Origin of the sequence: Paenibacillus sp. NPDC057886 (assembly GCF_042796655.1) — a bacterium.
GTDB lineage: Bacteria > Bacillota > Bacilli > Paenibacillales > Paenibacillaceae > Paenibacillus.
Map to the genome: position 1 here is coordinate 1299491 of NZ_JBHVMZ010000001.1, position 19698 is coordinate 1319188.

A 19698-nucleotide genomic window follows, 5' to 3' on the forward strand; every position below is an offset into this window, starting at 1 on the left:
GTTATATACGCCTTCAATGGTCTGTTCTGTATAATTCTTTGTACATCTGGATTCGCTTGCGGATTATGAATGAGGAGGACAATGATGACTTTTTTTCAAAATGGGACGCATGAAGAACTTCGATGTTTGCTCGTTCAAGCAAGAAGCGTTTGTCTAAGGGCATTAGATCAGTATGAACTAGCATGGGATGGTATACATTTCATTCAGTTGTCAGATACCATCACGTACAAAATCGATACAGCTCCATCGAAAAGCTATTTGCTTCGCATTCATTCCAATCGGCTAAGTAAAGAGGCTATCCGTTCAGAACTTACTTTTCTTCAATCATTGGGCACATCCGATGATCTCCATGTACCTCAAGGTGTCGCGAGTCGCGACGGCTCGTATGTTTTGTCCATGGAGGCAGAAGAAGCGGGGATGTGCTTTTATGTCACGATGATGAATTGGGTAGACGGAGAGCATATGGATGGAAATGAGGTTACAGAACGTTGTGCATACCGTATGGGCTCAATGGTCGCAAAACTTCATGAAGCAACTACCCGTTTTGTACCACCTGTTGATTTTGCTCGGCCCACATGGGGCGAAGAAAGTTTTAAAGTGGATATGGCCAAGCTGAGACGCTATTACACAAGGTTTTTATCCGATCAGGCATGGAAGACGTATCAGAAAGCATCCCGTAAGATATTATCCCAACTTGCAGACTTGGATCAGAATCCACAGCATTACGGAATCATCCACGGAGATTTACATATTGGCAACATCGTATTCGACGATGAACAACCTAATCCAATTGATTTTGGCCGATGTGGGTACGGATATTATCTTTACGATATAGCAAATACGATATTAGGGCTTTTCCCCGCACAACGTTGGGAGTTCATCAGAGGTTATGAAAGTGTAAGCACACTGCCAACAGATTATGTTGAGGTTCTGGAAAGTTTCTTTATCATGTGCATGATTGAGAATTACAGCCACCACTCTTCCGACCCTAGAGAAGCATCACGATTAATAGAGGAGCAGCCGTACGCACAAGCGTGTATCAGAGAATATTTAATGAATGCTCCATTTCTCTTTAATGCGATAGAAGTGCAGGAAGTTACCTGAAATGAACGTCTTGAAATCAGCTCAACTGCTTTTTATCTTGCTCGCATGGCATCACGTCTTCAGGAAGTTTCAGAATAGTTCAAGGTTTAAAAATTTAATCATTTCAAAAGAGAAACGTAAAACGCATCGAATCCATGGACTCGGTGCGTTTTTATTTTATATTGAAGTCACAGGTTTATTTTTTAGTATAAGATCCTAATTGTTTCTGTGAAAATGGGTGAATGGAGTTTTTGTTTCTCAGCCACTTGTTGCCTTTAACAATTAAAACATAGACAGCTGCGACAAAATAAATGGTGCTCCAAATCCAAATTGTTGGTGTTAATATATTCTGTTCATAGCCATATTTAATGTACCAGATTCCAATTGGAAAATGCAGCAATATCGCTGAAAATAGTCCGGGATTATATATGCTTTTTGCTTTTATATTAGCGAAGAAGCCATGCCAGATAATCTGGAAAAATCCCATTAATATAGGCGCCAGACCCAGCCATACAACGGAAGGGAAGAATACAGGCGGCAAATAAAACACATAGGCGATAATCAGATTAATAATCATAGCTGACTGCTGATTTAACGGATATCTCTCAGGTGTTTTACTATGGAACAGAACTTTATTAAACAAGCCTGCAAAGTAACCCGGCCATCGGTATTCTTCAAATTGATGCAGGAGTATGGCAACAAAGCTTAACCCTAAAATGCTGTTAATGCGGGGAAGTGTTCCCCAATACATGATGACATAAATACATACAAGGCATGCAATGATCAATCCCAAGTCCTGCCAATGTTTTCTTAACATGTTCAACTCAATCACCTCCATCATTGTTTTTTAATGAAAGTATCTTTCAAAGAGCAAGTCAATTTGTGCATCTATAGGTGCGATCTTCACAGAAGCTCCTTTTTCCAGAATAGGACTCATAAGTGCCGGGAGAAAGAGCGCCCCAAAAATTTGCGTCATCATTGTAGTCAGTCGTTCCTGTTCTTGTTCTCCGGTTATCTCTTTTAACGTATTTTGAACTCTGGGGAACCCCATTAAATTTAAAAATGAACCGTACTCCTGTTGAGATGAGAAGTCTGCTGAACCCATAAGAATAATTCTGGATAACAATTCGGGATATTCACGGATGACTTGTAAATAATCCATCAAGAATTGCTTTAATCGATCTCGGGCGGGGATGGAAAATTCATCAAGTATAGCAAAGGTATGCTGAAAGCTACTCAAAATCATTTTAATAGATTCGCTGATCAAATTTTCTTTGGACCCGAAGTAATAATTAACAAGCGATACATTTGTGCCAGAGGCTTCGGCAATTTTTCGTATGGTGATGCCTTCAAATCCTTTTTGTTTGGTGAACTCCAGTGTGGCTTTCATAATCTTTTCTTTCGTTTCACTTTTCTTGTCTGGTTCCATATGTAAAACCTCCAACAAAGTTATTTAAACGTTGTTTTAAACGTTGTTTAAGTTTATATTAGCACGCTTTCCTAATATTGCAAGTCATACATTTGGAGGTATTGATCATTAACTAAGAAACATCATATCGCAGGCTTTTCATGAAGACATGGTTAGCTTTCGCGGATGTTTTCTTATGAAATGCGGAAAGGATGATGTACCAACTAAATATCGGTAAACAAAAAGCGCTATACCTGTGGTATGTTTTACGTACGAATATCCCGCTTCAATGTGAGAGGAGATTGTATGCCACAAGTGAAAAGAATAATCCGAAGCAAGTGGTTTCTATGGATGACAGGTGTTTTTGTTATTTTCATCGCTGCGTTCTGCGCGCTATCCTTCATCCTGGTAAATTCGGTATCTGCTACCTTCGAAACCGGAAGTATTGAAGAGAAATATGCTCTACCCGGCACGTACGAGGTAGATACGCTGGAGATCAAGGACGAACAAGGCGAGGAGCTCTACAGAATTTATTCTCCGCAATCAACGGATGTCTTGCACCCGCTCATCGCTTGGGGAAACGGAACGGGGGCATTACCTGACAATTATGATGAGTTGTTAAGACACCTGGCGGGTTGGGGATTTATTGTCATCGATACATACAGCCAAACCACGGGTACAGGAAAAGAAATTATGGCTGCGATTGAATATATGCTCAGTGAAAATGATGCGACAGTCAGCCCGTTCTACCACAGGATTCAAAAAGATCGGGTCGGTGCGGCAGGGCATTCGCAGGGATCCACGGGTGTGATTAACGCTCATACGAATTTTGAGAACGGTGGTCTCATCAAAACGGTTGTATCCATTGCTCTGCCCGAGCTGAAATATTGTGATCCAGAGGACGTGTATGATACATCAGCGCTGAAGGTTCCATTTTTTGTTATAGGGGGAACCCGAGATTTTATCATCTCTCCGTCAGAATCCAACAAACTGGCCTTAAATAATACCAATCCGGATCTTCCGGTCTTAATGGCTATGGCTAAGGGCGCTGCACATACAGCGATAGAGCAGGATGGCGGGCAGCATCGAGGTTATTTGACAGCTTGGATGAGATATCAATTAATGAATGATTCGGAGGCAAGAACGGCTTTTGTTGGAAATAATGCTGAAATAGGAACGAATAATCATTGGAAGGATGTTATTTTCGCAAATTTGCAATAGTCATGGTGCAACTAGTTCAATGCCTACGCACGGTGTAATTTATAGTAAACCAACGTTTTTCAGTGGCCTGAGGAGAATTCTCCTGAGGTTTTTTCTTGTATGTCTGAACGATCGAGTTCTAATAAAAGATAAGCCCCTTTTTCCAACAAAATGCCAAATAAATGACAACGAAATGTTATTTCTATTTGTAACTGCTTACTTTATGCTAGATTTCAACACCCGATGAAGAGACTGGATTATGTCTGTAAATACGGTTATGAGGGTTAACCGTTGTGCAGAAACAAGTTCTTCAGATGTAAGACAGAAGCGAACGTAGAGAATCTTAATGAACTTGTAAGCGGTAACAAAAAACAGACTAGGAGGAAATCATGTGAGAAAGAGTCGATTCATGTTCACGATGTTGGTCATTTTATTAATGGTTTCGTCGGTGCCACTCCCTGCCACAGCCTATCAAAATCCGCAAACATTACCGGATGAATGGGGACAATATGGACTCGGAGACCCCTATGTATTGAAATTTAATGGCTACTATTACCTGTATGTAAGCACAAGAGATACGGACGATGGTGTCAAAGTCTGGAGCTCCAAAGACCTGGTGAATTGGTCGTACCGCGGATTAGCTGCAACAGATCCCATTACGCACGGAGCTTATGCTCCTGAAGTCGTTTACTGGAATGGCATGTTCTACATGTATACATCACCTGCCGGAAAAGGTCATTATGTGCTGAGCAGCACAAGTCCTACCGGACCCTTCAATGTAGTAACGGGCAACCTTGGAAAGTCGATTGACGGTAATGTGTTCATTGACGATGATGGCTCGTTCAGCTTCTATCACGCCGCACAGGGCCGCATAGATGCAGCACCGATGAGCAGTCCGACGGAGATCGGAGTGAGTGCTTCAACAGGAGTGGGGATGGGAGGCTGGACTGAGGGTTCAACCGTCTTCAAACGAAATGGAAAATACTATATGACCTATACAGGTAACCACGTATTTAGCAAAGGATATCGGGTGGATGTGGCAGTTAGTACCACAGGTCCGAGATCCGGATATGTTACTGATAGCACAAACCCGGTATTAATTCGTACAGAGGGCGCAACCGTGGGATTGGGACACAACACCGTAGTAACAGGACCTAATCTGGACACTCACTATATGATGTATCATAATTTGGAAGGTAACGGAATAATTGGACCGCTGCGGCATCTGAACATGGACCGAATTGTATGGAACAACGACAAGATGATCGTGCAAGGTCCGACTTCAACGGATCAACCCAATCCAGAAATGCCTGTTTTCTATGACTACTTCGATCGTTCTGCAATCGGGAGCAATTGGTCCAACGTGAACGGTGGTAATTGGGGCATCTACAATCAGGAACTTATGTGGCAAAATTCGATGGGCAGCTCAACTTGGTATAAACAAGTGACCGCTTCGAGCAGCGCATCCGATTATACGGCTGAATTTAACATGAAGGAAATGAATCGGGGAACGTCCACCAATCCGAGATACGGCGCTACATTCTCCTATACGAATGAGAACAATTACGGTGTTGCGCTGATCAGTTCGAAAAACAAAAGACTTGAGACATTTTTCCGAATTAACGGGGTGGATCAGGCTTGGCAAACATTCGATCTGCCTGCCGACTTCAATTATTCCAAATGGCATAACATACGGATAGAGAAATCAGGATCAACGTTTAAATACTACGTAGATGGTATGTTCAAAGCAACGCGTACCGCCAATGTAGGAGCAGGCAAAATCGGTGTTCTGACAGAGGACACGCATGCGGACTTCGGCTATACTGCTTTTAACAACGATGTGAACGGAAGCAGTGCATGGAATGCCTCCAAGCCGATTCCAGGTACAATCGAGGCTGTTCATTATATGAAAGGAGGCGAAGGTGTCGCTTATCACGATACAACGGCTGGGAACCTGGGCGGGGCTTATCGGACCGATGCTGGGGATATTCGCCTGAATAACGAAGGAATGTTCAACTTAGGCTGGAATCAGACTGGAGAATGGTATAAATACAAAGTAAACGTGGAGTCAAGTGGATATTACGATATTGATTTTCGCATGGCTACCTCGTTGGACGGGGCTCAGATCCGAGTGTGGGATGGTGCGACTGACTTAACGGGTATCGTCAATGTACCTAATACGGGCGGATGGGATAATTGGAAAAACATATCGAAGAAAAAGGTCTATTTAAACGCTGGACAACGGGAATTAAAGGTTGAATTCGTAACAGGCGAGGCCGATTTCTCAAGAATGACGTTTCAGAAAAATGTTGATGTGACAAGTGTAAGTGATAATTTTAATGACGGCGACGACAATGGATGGACCCGGTTTGAAGGAACTTGGGCGGTAGAGAACGGTGAATACAGTGCAGCGAGCACCGGACCTGCCAAATCTACATTTGGGGATTCGCGATGGGCGGATTATACAGTCGAGGCGGATATAAAGATGATTGACTCCGGGGGAGACGGGGGGTTGCTTGTCAGAGTGTCCAATCCGTCCCACGGCACAGAGCGAGGCCAGAACAATTATGATGCTTTACAAGGATATTACGCCTATCTGACCACAAGCGGAGTTAGTCTGGGCAAGATGAATTATAATTGGGCGCTCCTCAAGAGCAACGCGCAGTCATATTCTACGAATACCTGGTACCATATGAAAGTTGCCGTTAATGGCACAAACATCAAAGTGTTTGTAGATGATATGGTCAATCCAAAGATCGACTATACCGACAACAGCTTGAATCCGTTCACGCATGGCAAAATCGGTGTTAGAACGGCAAACAAGCACACGCATTTCGATAACGTATCGGTTACTCCTTGAACAGGAAGCATAAATGTTGAGAATAAAAGGGTGTAACGAGAACTGAAATGCATATCAAGCCGCCAATTGGCGGCTTTTTTGCCTTAACGATATAAGCTATTGCGACTCAATGGTGCCTTCCTCTGATCTCCTTCACCACCGTCATTTCCCATTAGCCAATCCAACCCATTTCATTGATAATTAAATGATGGAATTGATAGGGAGGGTGGTTGGTAATGAAAAGTAGCGATTTGCTGATTGGATCGCATGTATCCTTTGGAGGGAAAGAGATGCTTCTGCAGGCTAGTAAGGAAGCCGCTTCTTACGGCGCATCTACTTTTCTGATATATACCGGCGCACCGCAGAATTCGAAACGAAAACCTATTTCGCAATATAATATAGAAGCAGGGCATTTGCATATGAAGCAGGAGGGCATTTCCAATATTGTCGTGCATGCTCCATTTCTGATTAATCTGGCCAATAGTTGCAAACGAGAGGTATTTGATTTTAGCGTACAATTCCTGCGGGATGAGATCAAACGAACGGCATCGCTTGGATCAAATCAGCTTGTTCTTCACCCCGGGGCCCATGTTCACGCTGGATTGGACATCGGTATTCGACAAATAATCCGGGGATTAAACGAAGTATTACAAGACGATAATCACCCGGAGGTACAGATTTCACTGGAGACGATGGCCGGAAAAGGAACAGAATGCGGAACAAGCTTTGAAGAACTGGCACAGATTGTCGATGGCGTGCAACGGAATGAACGACTCTCCATATGTCTGGATACTTGTCATGTGCATGATGCCGGATACGACATTGCTCATAATTTTGATGGGGTACTGGAGCAGTTTGACAAGGTAATCGGCCTGGATCGATTAAAAGTACTACACATCAATGATTCCAAAAATGTGCGTGGATCAAGGAAAGATCGCCATGAGAACATCGGGCACGGATATATCGGGCTTCAGGCTTTGGATTATATCGTGCATCATCCCCAACTCGCGTCACTTCCGAAACTGCTTGAGACGCCGTCGATTGGCAAAATAAAATATAAAAGTGCACCTTATCGACATGAAATTGCCCTGTTAAGAAGAGAGTGCTCCGAACCTGTGCAAAAAGAAGAGGATTCTTTAGAAAAAAGTAAGTAGAGAGCATTACAAACATTCGTTGACTCATTCCATGTTTATTCTCACGGGACATATGTTAAAATGGAGGTAGTACGTTACTTTTTACTAAAAAGGAGGCCGCCATGCAGCCAATAGAGCCTCAAGACATCCAATCCCGGATCAATCAACTTCTCGATCAGGACCTATATTTACACCTCGAACTCACGTCAGGTGCTTACGCCAGTCATTTCGATAGCACCAGGCACCCGGGGTCGGCATTCATTTCCAATGCGGTCATACGATATACGCAAGGATCTATCTCGGGCACGGGCCCATACCGAGTTGGCTTAAAGACCACTCACGGCTGGATATACGCTGAGGGACTTACACACATTGACGAGCTGGAACAAGAACGACTCATTCTGGCTGGTCACGATAGTCAAGGAAAGCTGGTTGTAGCTTTACAACTTAGTCGGGAATTGTTCTGATGAAAGCGGAGGATCAAATAAGCATGAATAACAAACAGATTGAACATCAGCGCATTTTAGTTGTGTTTCCCCATCCCGATGATGAAGCATTCACTGCTTCGGGAACGTTGGCGAAGTACATAGAAGGCGGTGCTCAAGTCACTTATGCTTGCCTGACTCTAGGGGAGATGGGACGTAATATGGGCATCCCTCCATTTGCCAACCGGGTCACCTTGCCAATAATCCGTAAGGATGAGCTCATAGAGTCCTCCAATGCGATTGGTATTCAAGACTTAAGGATGCTCGGTTTTCACGATAAAATGATTGAGTTTGAAGACCCTGAACTGCTAGATGGGCACATCTTGGCGCTGATCAAGGAGCTTAACCCGTCACTGGTCATTACTTTCTATCCGGGGTATAGTGTGCATCCCGATCATGATGCAACCGGAGCTGCGGTTACGCGAACGATTGGCCGACTGCCCGCAGAGGAGAGACCTGTTGTGTACTGCTGCGCATTCTCGAACAATCACGAAGAGAGCATCGGCAAAGCGGATGTGATTGAAGACGTGAGCGGATTCCTTGCCAAGAAAATGGCGTCGATTCGAGCTCACCGTTCACAATTCCAAGCGCCGGAACTTGTCGGCAAGCGGGAATTGGATGATGAACAAATCCGAAATCGTTTTGGAAGAGAAGCATTTTGGACCTATAAGTTTGATTAATTTTACAGTTTGTAAAATCTAGTTTTCGTAAAAAGTCGCCATTATGGCGACTTTTTTTTGTTTTAGACATACCATATTGTTCAGGTAGTGAATGGAGTGGGAAGGGGCAATCGTATGGTTTCCATACGTTTTCATGGGTAATAACATATTGACCATTAAACTCGTAAGGAGTGATACAATTGAAAGAACTTCGTTCTGTTTTTGTTAAAATCCCGATGTTCGTCATGTTTCTTGCACTTACAGCTTGCTCTGGAGAAACAGAGCCGCCAGCAACCTCTGAACCGTCAGCACCAACAAATGAATCGGTTACAGCTCCCACCACAGAAAATGAGGAAACATCTGAAACGACACGACCGCAAACAGAAAGCTTTGATTTGATGACGGGGGAGGGGAACTCATCACAAACGGCAACCTTGCATCAAGGAGAAAGTTTTTCGTTGTACGTGTTCGAGAAAGTTTCTTTAGACGTTGCCAAAGGCCGCTTGTCGCTGACAAGCAATCCGGACTACTATGTGGATATTGAACCGCTGCCCTCTGACTATGATCTGAAAAAACTTGAGACAGCTGGGCGAGAGGACTTGGAAAAAGCCGGTAAGGTGTCTGACTATAGTGGAGAGCTGATTGAGCATCCGCTTGGTTTCGCAGAGCTTTATCTTCAAGCCTCAGGTGAAAACGGGATAAACGATTATATGGTCTGGAAATCAGAAAAAGGTGACGCTTTTTTATTCCGTCTTCACAATCCTAAAGGTGAAGAAGCCTCTGATTTTGCTAGTCCGGTCCTTGTGTCCTTATCCACTGTTCAGGTCGAATAGTCATCATCGTCATCTTAAGGAGTGAGTGGACATCGTAATGCGAAAAATGCGAAGCAAACGAATCATTCAAATTACTGCGATAGTCATTTTACTTTTGCTCATATCATGCATCGTATTTGTTTATGTTAATGACAGACCTGGCGGACTAGCCGATCGGCGTATGTCCAAAGCAATGGGAATGAGTGAAACCATCCATATTCCTATAGGGAACACTGCTGAAGAAGCGATCCAGAAGTTTAGAAGTAAGGACGATTCATTACAAATCATTCATCAAGAGCCGATAGACGGGGGCATGATTTTGTTTAAACAAAAAGTTGGTCAGAAGAGTAACAGCAATCTTCAAATGGAATATGCTCGGAAGATAATATTCGGATGGAAGTGGGCTTGGGGTGGCGGATATTCCATCGGGGAATCATCTCAATTCACGTCTGCACTGGATTATATGAGCATACCTGAATTGAGTCATATATCGACACCTTTCCCTATGCTGTTTGGACATATATTAGACCCGGCTATTCAGCGTGTAACTGTCGAGTTCAAAGCAAATGAGAAACCAGTGGCTGCCGAAGCCAAGCTGGTTGAGGTAGGCCCGGAAAGCATAATCTGGTTTGTATTCCTGCCCTCGTCTGCAACTATTCCGTATGAGCTGAAGGGATTCAACGATAAAGGAGAGCTAATAACCCATAAACAAATTGATGATCCGAATGACATTGGTTCCATGGTTCTTGGAGAGCGTTAAGGAGTGATCGTACGGAACCAGTGAGTAGGGTGGGGATCGCCAGAAGTTAGGAGAACAGTAGGTACTTCTTATTTTGATAAAATCTACATGGTGCAACAAAAAGGGAACAACCCATTATGTAGGGGTTGTTCCCTTATACGTTACAAGGAAATTCGGGTTTACAAAAAAATAAGTAAAAGAATTCCGACTACAAAGCAATAGTATGAAAAGTAAATCAAGTTCCCTCTTGCCATAATTCCCATGAACCATCTCATTGAAAAGTAGGTTACGAAAAGGGTAGTAATGAACGCCAAAATGTAAGGTATAGCCAACTGCGCTCGGTGCGGATCGGTTACGATGTCAGATGCACCTAAAATTACTCCGCCGATGCTAATCGGAATGTAGAGCATAAAGGAAAATTTCAACGCCGTTTCTTGTTTCATCCCGACAGCAATAGATGCGATGACTGTTGCACCAGAGCGGCTTATTCCCGGAATAAGAGCCACCGCTTGAGCCAGACCCACCAGTACTGCGTCTTTCGCTGACAAATCGCCATCTCTTTTCCGCCCACGAAGGTTTCGAATAAGCCACAGCGCAACCCCTGTAATCAGTAAACTAATCGCAACCGTATAGACAGAAGTGAAGATTTCTTCAATTTTATCCTTGAATAGCACAGCCCCGATCGCAGCAGGTAGGGTACCAATGATTATGTATAGACAAAACATAAAATCTGCTCTGTACTCCGCATTGCGAGAGACTAGGAATCGCCAGCCTCCTACAATAAGTTTTTTGATATCTTCCCGAAAGATAAACATAATGGCAATCAGGGAGGCTGTGTTCGTCAAAATTTCAAAGGATAATCCGTTCTGCTTCATGCCAAGCAATCGTTGAACAATAATCAAATGTCCGCTCGATGAAACCGGAATAGGCTCTGTAGCCCCTTGTACGATACCTAATAACACATATTTCAACCACAAAATAACGTCTTCCATTGTATCCTCCTACTCATTATTTTCGATTGGCTTTGACATATTTCAGTTGGGCCACAATGATGACACTAATAATCACCAAAAGGAACCACGAACTGATCTTGCTAAAACTGACCAGTTGCCAGGAGTCATGCTGGTCAGGGTATTTCCAGCCGTTAAAAAAAGTAGCTATATTTTCAGCGGTCCAGATGAAAAAACCTACGATGATAAAAGCGAGCGTTAACGGCATTCGATAGGTAGTTAAACGTACCCGATAGATAATCCATGTTTTTCGAAAAACAATAAATACAAGAGCGGTCAACCACCACCGAAAATCGGGAATAAAATGATGTGTGAAAAAGTTGATATAGATGGCTCCTCCTAACAGAACAGAAGATGCAAACCCTGGCCAGCCCGTCATGTCCATACGCAATCTGCGCCATATTTGACACATAAAGCTTGCTACACTTGCATACATAAATCCGCTATAAAGGGGAACACCCAAGAGCTTGGTATACCCAGGCTCAGGGTATGACCAGGAGCCCATCCAGACCTTATACATCTCCAGTACTAACCCAATCACGTGAAATATACAGATGACTTTGATTTCATCACGTGTTTCCAATCCGCTGCGGTACATCAGGTACTGCACTGCTAATAAAATAAGCAAAATGGCATCATAGCGATAAAGAAAGGGTATCTGAATTACGCTAGAGAGGGCCAACGTTCCAAAGATCGCCACAGGAAAAATGCAGCTCATCGCCTGATGATAACCAAAATGCAGCAGCTGTACTAGAGGTTTCAAGTTATGTTTATCTCCTTCCCAAGCCTTGTTCATAATAATATAGATATGATCCATTTGTAAAAAGAGAAAAAAAGCTATATATATTTTCTTATTTTCAATTAGAGCGTATTCAAAGACAAACAAGGCCCCTCGTTACTGGAGGGACCTTGTTTTTTTGGCTAATTCATTTATACATTTTCAGATTGCTTGTAGGCAGATTTAATCGTATGTTCGATGAGCGTCGCGATCGTTACTGGACCAACGCCGCCCGGTACAGGTGTAATTGCTGAAGAAGGGACAAAGCAAGCTTCATAGTCCACATCTCCGACATTGCCTTTGTTATAACCTGCATCAATAACGACAGCACCGGGTTTAATCCAGTCTCCTTTAACAAAGAGCGGTTTGCCCACGGCTGCAATAATGATATCGCCAAGCTTCACGATTTCCTCCAGATTCACGGTTTTGGAGTGGCAAGTCGTCACCGTTGCATTCCGGTTTAGCAGCATGGCTGAGACAGGTTTGCCCAGAATTGGACTTCTTCCGATGACAACCGCATGTTTGCCCTCGATTTGAATATTGTAGAAATCCAGAATACGCATAATAGCCTGTGGTGTACAGGAGGGGAATTCAGCTTCTCCAAAAGCATTAAGTGCAAAACCGAGGGTCGTTACACCGTCCACGTCTTTCTCGATGCTAATGGCATCAAAAGCTGCTCTTTCATCGATATGATTCGGAACAGGGTGTTGAAGCAAAATACCGTGTACGGAAGGGTCATCATTTAGCTTGTTAATTTCTTGAATCAATTCATCCGTGGTGGTATCCGCAGAAAGAACGACCTTAATGGATTGCACGCCTAAGCGAGCACAAGCATTTCCTTTCATACGCACATAGGTCGCTGAAGAAGGATCATCTCCGACGAGGATTGTAGCAAGACAAGGCTGAATGCCTTTTTCCTTAAGAATGGCAACCTTCGAGGCCATGTCTTCCTTCATAAAATCCGCTACCGTTTGTCCATTCAAGATCAGTTTGTCAGTACTCATTTTCACATCGCCCTTTCAACATAAAAAAGAGGCAAGGAAATAAATATTCCTTACCTCTGCCCAGGCGTACGGCTTATTACAAAACCATATGCTCCCTCACGGTTCACCGTGTTCGCCAGTTACATATGATCGTTTAAATTGTTTAGTTTGATAGTACTTGAAAAAGAAGAATTGTTCAATAGTTAATGGATTTGATAACTGTTCTCACTTGTGCTATATTGTTAACTAGTAAACTATTTTAGATTAAATTAGTGAACAAGATTGATAAATTAAGGTTTTTTATTGTTTATTAGTAAATAAGGAGTGATAGAAGATTGGATTCAATAGATCGAACAAAACAGTTACTGTATGACCAATTTATCCGATTTTTACATGTATATGAGAATCACAAGGATACGGAAATTGAACATTTTCTAAGTATCGCCCAGCGGGAAAGCATGGACAAAATCCCTCAGCATTTGACCGCGGTTCATATGATAGAGTGCATTGGCAAGCATGAGCCTATTAACAACACAGGTATTGCCGACGCGATGAATTTGTCCAAAGCAAGCATTACCAAGATCGGCAACAAACTGCTGGAGGAAGGGTTCGTCAAACGTACGAAAATGAATGACAACAAGAAGGAGAGCTATTTCCGGTTGTCACCGCAAGGCAAAAAGATCTTTGAACTGCATGAACGTCTGCATGTACTTGTGGCTGAACGGTTCTATCGTTCTTTGGACAAATATTCGGAACCGGAGCTGAAAATAATACATCAATTTCTTCAAGACAGCAGCATGGATATGGAATCCAGATAAACTGAAGGAGAGTGAAACACTTGAGTCTGGCAGAATTGATCAGGGAACGCAGAAGTATTCGTAAATGCAATTCTACACCGGTGGGACAGGAGTTGGTTGTTGAATTGCTGCACAAGGCCACACGGCTTCAACCATCTGTTGAAGCTGGCTCATGGCGTGTTGTTTATGCCGGAACTCCCGAAGCTCGCAAACGGTTGGTGGACTGCATGCTGGAACAGATGTCGCAAAGCAAACTCGGCAAGCTGATTCCGGGAAAACTGCTGGATGTGTTTAAAAAGAGGTTTACAGATATTCCTGCTCACGTCATTGTTATGTCGACTGTAGGACCGGATCGTCTGACCAATGACCGTAATTATGCGGCTGCCTGCGGGATGATTCAAAGCTTCCAACTGCTGGGCTGGGAACAAGGGTTAGGAATGCTGTGGGATACAGAGTCCATGATTCAGAATGAAGGCTTTTTCAAAGGAATTGGACTGCGTGAGGATGAAAGATTTGTTGGCGTTCTTCATATAGGATACTACGACAAAGCGCCAAGAAGCCGGAAAAGAACACCAGCTGAGCAGAAGTGGAAAGTATTGCAGGCTCAGACTACGTAGAAGGGGAGGCTCTAAAAATGAAATTGTTCGATCTGGTAGGCGAAATAGACAGTCCGAAAGATTTTTCGAATCGAATGGTATCGCAGCAGCTAATCCTTGAATTGCTCAATCACGCCGTGTGGGCGCCAAATGATGGACTTCGTGAGCCGTGGCGATTTATTTTTGCCGATAACCGTAATGGGAAACTCATGCAGGGATTGCAGGAGCACGCTCCAGCCTATCTTCTGGTCTTGGTGAAGGAAGAGGCGGATCATCATAAGCGGGAAGAGGATTTTGCAGCCGTCTGCTGTCTAATCCAAAATTTTCGTTTGCTTGCCCATGAACAGGGCCTGGGTGTGCGCAGCACGTTGCATGGCTGGATGTACGACCGGAGCCGTACTGAAACGTTTGGCGTGTTAGGCAACGAGCGGATTGCTGCGGTTCTGGAATTGGGATATGATGCTGGACAGCATGAAGGAAAAGCTGAGATAGCTGAACCTCAGCTTCAGTTCGAACTGTTGTAGCGGGGAATATATAGGGAAGAGAATTGATATGAATGAGGAACGACAATGCCTTGATCAGGATTGTCGTTCTTTTTTATGCGGTGTGTATCCGGTTTGCAGATTAAAAGTCAGCTAAAGCGGATACACACAACTAATCCAGAGATTCACTTCTTTTAAAAAATGATGTTCCTATAATGTGTTAGTTACCTTGTTATGAGAATTAAATTGTGTTCTATTCTGTAAAGTAGATAAATCACCATCTAGATTTTTCAGATTTGGAAGGAATGCTGCGGCGGCCGAACAAAGCAAGGGAAGAAGACCCAAGGACAAGAATAAGAAAGGGATACCATAGAGTTCTGCAACCGCTGCACCTGCAAAAGCACCTACAGGCTGCAGTCCGCCACCAATTAGGAATCGTATTGAGTTGACTCGGCCTTGCAGAGGTCCAGGGACAAGCGTACCATGCAAAGATGAACTGAGAGAACCAAAGAAAGGTCCTGCTGCTCCAGCGGCACATAAGGCAACGAGCGCAAACGGGTAACTCGGGAATAGGCCCAGTAAGGCATTAAAAAGCCCGATGACCGCCAGACTGCAAAGCATGACTGTACGTCGTCTTTTGATTTCACCCATCCATGAGATGATCACTAGTCCCACTAATGTGCCACATGCCGAAGCAGTGGTGAGTGTGCCCATAGCAGCGGCATCCCGATCTAACACTTCACGAACAAAAGGAATCATCATGGTCCAGATGGCCACAGAAGACATGTTGCTGATCGAAACCATTCCCATAATCGAGAGCATAGCCGGGAAACTACGATAAAAGGAGAAACCTTCATGAATATCTCTGATATAAGCTTTAATTGAAAAGGAGGCCTTTGCTGCTACCGGCTTCTGCATTGTGGGTAGATAGAGCAACGTGGCAATGGCGGCGGTGTAACAAACAGCGTTGATGCCAAGCGTTGGCAACGCCCCGGCGGCGGCAGTAAGAGCTCCGGCCAAGGCTGGCCCTAACAAGGCAGCTGCATTACGGCAGCCGTCGATCACCGCGAATGCACGCACCAGTTTGCGTTCATCTGATACTCCCGGAACAATTGCCATTGCCGTGGGCATGAATAGGGCTGAACATGCCCCGCTCAGCCCTGCGGCCAGAAAAAGGTGCCATAATTGCAAGTGGCCTGCGAGTCCCAGACTCAGCGGTAATAAGAGCGTAAGTAACCTAACAGCAGCTAGCACTGCCATGAACCGCCCTCGGTGTAACCGATCGGACAACGGCGAACCGAGCAACCGAAAGACCACTTCTGGAATAGTAAAGCTTAGTGCCATCGCACCCATGGCCATCTTAGATGCAGTTATTTCATAGACAAGCCATTCCATAGCCAGAAGACCAAATACGTCACCAAATGAACTCAGAGTGACAGTAGCTAATAAACCATAATAACTGCGCTTAAGCATGAGAGTTCCTCCGTATGCGTGGGTTAAAGGGACCTTATAATCATTCTTCGATATAAGCTGAAATCTGTTCCGAAAGCTTGTTGAGAGCTTCCAGACGCAAGCTGTAAGAGGTAGTTTTCTGGTTATAATGCACGATGACAAGCCCCGCTGCCCTCAATGAAATCAGGTGGTAGTGCACTGTGCTCTTAGAAAGTTTAACCTCGCTAACGATCTCAGTGAATGTTAACTGCCTTCCAGCCAACAGGCGGAGGATGTATAATCTCGTTTCGTCGGACAATGCTCGTGTTAGACGCAACAACCGATGTTCAGGCCGACCCGTTGCTGGTGGGAGAATATCGGCAGAGTAACTAGTGAAAATCACTTCATCAAAGATTGCTGAGGTGACAAACGGACGGGCGTGATATTGAGGAATTAGAATCACTTGTTTGAGCAGAGGGGTGGAGTATAGACGCATACCCTCCGTGGCCTGTTCGTAGACCTCAAGGTCATTGGTTCCGTTTAAACTAGACCGTCTGGTTTCAGCTTCTAAGGCGAGGCCTTCGATAATCGCCGAATCGATTTGACTGAAATAGTGGGCATCCCATTCACGCAGTGCTTCGGATGTCCGGCTTCGCAGTTCCGGGAGATTGGAGGGAACGGACAACTTCACATTAGCAGCGATGTCATATAGTTGGCCTGTGGTTAGGTCTTCAAGCCAATCCAAAAAACCACTCACTGAGCGTTCACCAGGACAACTCCAGATATAAGGTGCAAGGCTAAAATCATCTACAAGTTTCATCGTCTCCCGCATTTGTTGCAGTTTGGCAGGTGCGAACCGATCCTGTACTTCTTTAACCCATAGTTTTCCAGCATCCAGAGCATTATGATTCTGTTTGCTCATGAAAACCGTCAGGCTACTTACACATTCATAAATTGGCGCGAAATCAACTTCCACTTTGTAGTTCATAGCTCGAATTTTCCCCTCGTCTTTCTTGTTCTATATTTATAGAACAACTAATTTGTTTTATTGTATACGAACAATTATGGGTTTGCAACAAAAATGTCCAATGATGATTTACTTATTCTCTTCAACGAAAAAAGACGTTCCACGGGTGGCGAGCACCTGAAGAATCGTCTTAATGAATTTATACTGACAGCAAAATGAACAGACCGGTTTTAAAATAACCGATTAATACTGTCCAAAAGAGTATATTGAAATTTCTAATCTTGGATGAGTTCTGCTATCTGATCTTTCACATTGACATCACTCAATCCCCCGTGGTAACAAACCACGGATGTAAGGTCAAGATATGTATACTTTCTCAACGAGAGCTTTGCTGCATTCATATCCGGTGTGGTCGGGGCGTGAATTCCACCAAGCATACCGTCTACACTGTACATGGAGTCTCCTGCAATGAGAGTTTTACTTTCCTTCAAATAAAGACTGATATGACCAGGTGTATGTCCAGGCGTGTGAATAACGCGAATCCCGCCGCAAAACGGCAGTTCCTGGCCATCTATTAAGGTATTGTTCACTGTGCCCTTCGGGGGATTCTCCAGGTGACTATCTTTTATAAGAGGCAGTTCCCCTTGGATGTAAGGCTTATCCAGTTCGTGTGCATATACTTTAATAGCATTACCACGCGCCTGCAAAATCTCCGAAAGATTCCCTATATGATCGACATCCTGATGGGTCAAAATCACCGCATTTAGTTTGTCTAACGAGACGCCAGCCTTTTCCATTGCCACACATAAATCCTCGAATTGACCTGGAAAACCAGTGTCTATTAGAAAAGTCATTTCATGATCCTTTAAAAGGATAGGGTGTATCACATTCCCATGATAGTCCAGATGAAGCATTTCGACTCCCTTTGAAATTTCCATAATATTAGTCCTCCGTAGAAAGAAATAGTATCTCTTTGTAAACGAATCAACTTCGTAAAAGGATACGGGGATAGAAAAGGGGGTAAGGATATAACTTCTTAAAAAAGTTTTAAAATGATATGTTGAGATAGTAGAAAGTTTCTTCAAAAATAATATTAGTGGTAAAATAAAAAATAAGGAGGGAATATCATATAACTTACACAGATGGTACAGAAATGTTGGAGGTGCAGGGTCTATAGTGAAGAAATTAAGCTTGGCAATACTGTTATTCTTAACGAGTTACGTATTATTCTCATCAAATTCAACAGAAGCTTCAACAACAGTTAAAACCGCTGTACATACCTATAAAGGTCAACCGTATGTTCAAATTAGTGGTGGAAATGCAATAGTTAGTAAAAAAATAAATTATACTTTAAAGGAACATACAGTAAAAGTAGCTAATGGCAATAAGGCTATCCAACAGAATAATAGTGCAGCTTGGTACAAAACGAGCGTGAAAACAATGTACAATAATAATAAAATATTATCTGTAGTTTACACAGATGGACTCAATTACAGCGATGACAATATCGGAACATATGTATCAATTATTTATAATTTTGATCTTGCAACAGGTAACCGAATTACATTATACGATGTAGTAGATTCTGATCAAAAAAAGGCCAATCTTGTGTCTGTTTTATCTCATAACCTTCAGCTCAAGTATAACAAGGGAATTACAATTTATGAAAAGAGCATATATGATATTCCGATAAACTCTTCCTCACCATTTTATTACTACGATAATGGTATAGTTATTCGATTTTATCCCTCTCAAGTTGCAGAATTGTCAGAGGGATTTATAGATATAAAGGTTCCATTCTCAAAGTTAAATGAAGAAATAAATAAATTGGATCCCCTTAGCACCTATTTAGATTATCTGCGGAACAATGTGACTGATTATGTAGATACTGAGATGGAATACTTTGATGGATACAGTATAAGGAATAGTTATCAACTTGCAAATGGTGAAATATGGATGCAAGTAGAGCCAAATTTTTTTAGCCTACAATCATATTCGTTGTATCCGAAAGTACGCATATATAAAGATAAAACACGCTATTATATGTGGGTTGAGGGTACAGATGACGCAGTAGAAGTTGAGAGAATTAGATAATTTCTAAGCATAGCATTTATTTCTCAGCCGCCCTTCTGGGCGGCTTTTTGCATATTTGTTTTCTTGTAGGTACAAGTCGATTTTTAGAAGGAAAGCAGAACAAAACTAAACATATTAGAGATTATTCTTTAGTTTGTCAGGTTTTTATGTAAACGCTATCATTCTATAATTTAGTCAGAAAGGAGGTTAAAGTAAAAAAAGA

At 43.1% G+C, this 19698-nt stretch carries 20 protein-coding genes and 1 riboswitch; of the genes, 12 read left to right on the top strand and 8 right to left on the bottom strand.

The features are described from left to right. Positions 1-81 precede the first annotated feature (81 nt). Complete coding sequence (locus ACFVQB_RS05730) at positions 82-1104, top strand: phosphotransferase enzyme family protein (protein ID WP_379435407.1); 1023 nt, start codon at positions 82-84, stop codon at positions 1102-1104. A 175-nt stretch (positions 1105-1279) separates the two neighbouring features. Here ACFVQB_RS05730 and ACFVQB_RS05735 read toward each other — a convergent pair whose 3' ends face one another. Both ACFVQB_RS05735 and ACFVQB_RS05740 read right to left on the bottom strand, forming a co-directional pair. Beyond that, on the bottom strand, positions 1280-1906 hold the full coding sequence (locus tag ACFVQB_RS05735) for an HXXEE domain-containing protein (RefSeq protein WP_379435408.1): 627 nt from the start codon (positions 1904-1906) through the stop codon (positions 1280-1282). A gap of 24 nt (positions 1907-1930) precedes the next feature. Further along, entirely contained in the window at positions 1931-2512 is a 582-nt protein-coding gene (locus ACFVQB_RS05740) for a TetR/AcrR family transcriptional regulator (protein ID WP_379435409.1), read from the bottom strand. A gap of 285 nt (positions 2513-2797) precedes the next feature. Between ACFVQB_RS05740 and ACFVQB_RS05745 the strand changes: the two genes are divergently transcribed. The 7 genes from ACFVQB_RS05745 (at position 2798) to ACFVQB_RS05775 (ending at position 10379) form a co-directional block, all read left to right on the top strand. Further along, positions 2798-3712, top strand: a complete 915-nt coding sequence (locus ACFVQB_RS05745; protein WP_379435410.1) for a poly(ethylene terephthalate) hydrolase family protein — start codon at positions 2798-2800, stop codon at positions 3710-3712. Positions 3713-4082: 370 nt separating this feature from the next. Further along, entirely contained in the window at positions 4083-6551 is a 2469-nt protein-coding gene (locus tag ACFVQB_RS05750) for a family 43 glycosylhydrolase (RefSeq protein WP_379435411.1), read from the top strand. Positions 6552-6766: 215 nt separating this feature from the next. Then, a complete protein-coding gene (locus ACFVQB_RS05755; protein ID WP_379435412.1) occupies positions 6767-7684 on the top strand; it encodes a deoxyribonuclease IV in 918 nt (305 codons plus the stop codon). Between the two features lie 101 nt (positions 7685-7785). After that, positions 7786-8130: a YojF family protein gene (locus ACFVQB_RS05760; RefSeq protein ID WP_079344516.1), complete on the top strand. Its 345-nt coding sequence runs from the start codon at positions 7786-7788 to the stop codon at positions 8128-8130. Positions 8131-8153: 23 nt separating this feature from the next. Beyond that, positions 8154-8828: a bacillithiol biosynthesis deacetylase BshB2 gene (gene bshB2 / locus ACFVQB_RS05765; protein ID WP_379435413.1), complete on the top strand. Its 675-nt coding sequence runs from the start codon at positions 8154-8156 to the stop codon at positions 8826-8828. A gap of 170 nt (positions 8829-8998) precedes the next feature. Next, positions 8999-9640: a hypothetical protein gene (locus ACFVQB_RS05770; RefSeq protein WP_379435414.1), complete on the top strand. Its 642-nt coding sequence runs from the start codon at positions 8999-9001 to the stop codon at positions 9638-9640. Between the two features lie 37 nt (positions 9641-9677). Then, entirely contained in the window at positions 9678-10379 is a 702-nt protein-coding gene (locus tag ACFVQB_RS05775) for a hypothetical protein (RefSeq protein ID WP_379435415.1), read from the top strand. 158 nt (positions 10380-10537) lie between these two features. Here the strand turns inward: ACFVQB_RS05775 and ACFVQB_RS05780 are convergent, their stop codons facing one another. The 3 genes from ACFVQB_RS05780 to ACFVQB_RS05790 form a co-directional block, all read right to left on the bottom strand. Further along, positions 10538-11350, bottom strand: coding sequence for an undecaprenyl-diphosphate phosphatase (locus ACFVQB_RS05780; RefSeq protein ID WP_379435416.1), 813 nt, complete (start codon positions 11348-11350; stop codon positions 10538-10540). A gap of 16 nt (positions 11351-11366) precedes the next feature. Continuing rightward, positions 11367-12164, bottom strand: a complete 798-nt coding sequence (locus ACFVQB_RS05785) for a DUF817 domain-containing protein (RefSeq protein ID WP_379435417.1) — start codon at positions 12162-12164, stop codon at positions 11367-11369. A gap of 134 nt (positions 12165-12298) precedes the next feature. Beyond that, a complete protein-coding gene (locus tag ACFVQB_RS05790) occupies positions 12299-13150 on the bottom strand; it encodes a bifunctional 5,10-methylenetetrahydrofolate dehydrogenase/5,10-methenyltetrahydrofolate cyclohydrolase (protein WP_379435418.1) in 852 nt (283 codons plus the stop codon). Between the two features lie 51 nt (positions 13151-13201). Continuing rightward, positions 13202-13283: riboswitch (ZMP/ZTP riboswitch) on the bottom strand. 181 nt (positions 13284-13464) lie between these two features. Here ACFVQB_RS05790 and ACFVQB_RS05795 point away from each other — a divergent pair. From ACFVQB_RS05795 to ACFVQB_RS05805, 3 genes are read left to right on the top strand one after another with little or no spacing between them, the layout of a single operon-like run. Next, on the top strand, positions 13465-13947 hold the full coding sequence (locus tag ACFVQB_RS05795) for a MarR family transcriptional regulator (protein WP_379435419.1): 483 nt from the start codon (positions 13465-13467) through the stop codon (positions 13945-13947). Between the two features lie 11 nt (positions 13948-13958). Then, positions 13959-14543 (top strand): nitroreductase family protein, encoded by a 585-nt coding sequence (locus ACFVQB_RS05800; protein WP_379435420.1) that lies wholly within the window; start codon positions 13959-13961, stop codon positions 14541-14543. A 17-nt stretch (positions 14544-14560) separates the two neighbouring features. After that, a complete protein-coding gene (locus ACFVQB_RS05805) occupies positions 14561-15046 on the top strand; it encodes a nitroreductase family protein (protein WP_379435421.1) in 486 nt (161 codons plus the stop codon). 168 nt (positions 15047-15214) lie between these two features. Here the strand turns inward: ACFVQB_RS05805 and ACFVQB_RS05810 are convergent, their stop codons facing one another. The 3 genes from ACFVQB_RS05810 to ACFVQB_RS05820 form a co-directional block, all read right to left on the bottom strand. Continuing rightward, positions 15215-16477 carry an MFS transporter gene (locus ACFVQB_RS05810; protein ID WP_379435422.1) on the bottom strand — a complete coding sequence of 421 codons (1263 nt, stop codon included), beginning with the start codon at positions 16475-16477 and terminating at the stop codon, positions 15215-15217. Positions 16478-16517: 40 nt separating this feature from the next. Beyond that, on the bottom strand, positions 16518-17357 hold the full coding sequence (locus tag ACFVQB_RS05815; protein ID WP_379435423.1) for an ArsR/SmtB family transcription factor: 840 nt from the start codon (positions 17355-17357) through the stop codon (positions 16518-16520). A 320-nt stretch (positions 17358-17677) separates the two neighbouring features. After that, complete coding sequence (locus tag ACFVQB_RS05820) at positions 17678-18340, bottom strand: MBL fold metallo-hydrolase (RefSeq protein ID WP_379435424.1); 663 nt, start codon at positions 18338-18340, stop codon at positions 17678-17680. Positions 18341-18578: 238 nt separating this feature from the next. Here ACFVQB_RS05820 and ACFVQB_RS05825 point away from each other — a divergent pair, with 238 nt between their 5' ends. Next, entirely contained in the window at positions 18579-19496 is a 918-nt protein-coding gene (locus ACFVQB_RS05825) for a hypothetical protein (protein ID WP_379435425.1), read from the top strand. Positions 19497-19698 lie beyond the last annotated feature (202 nt).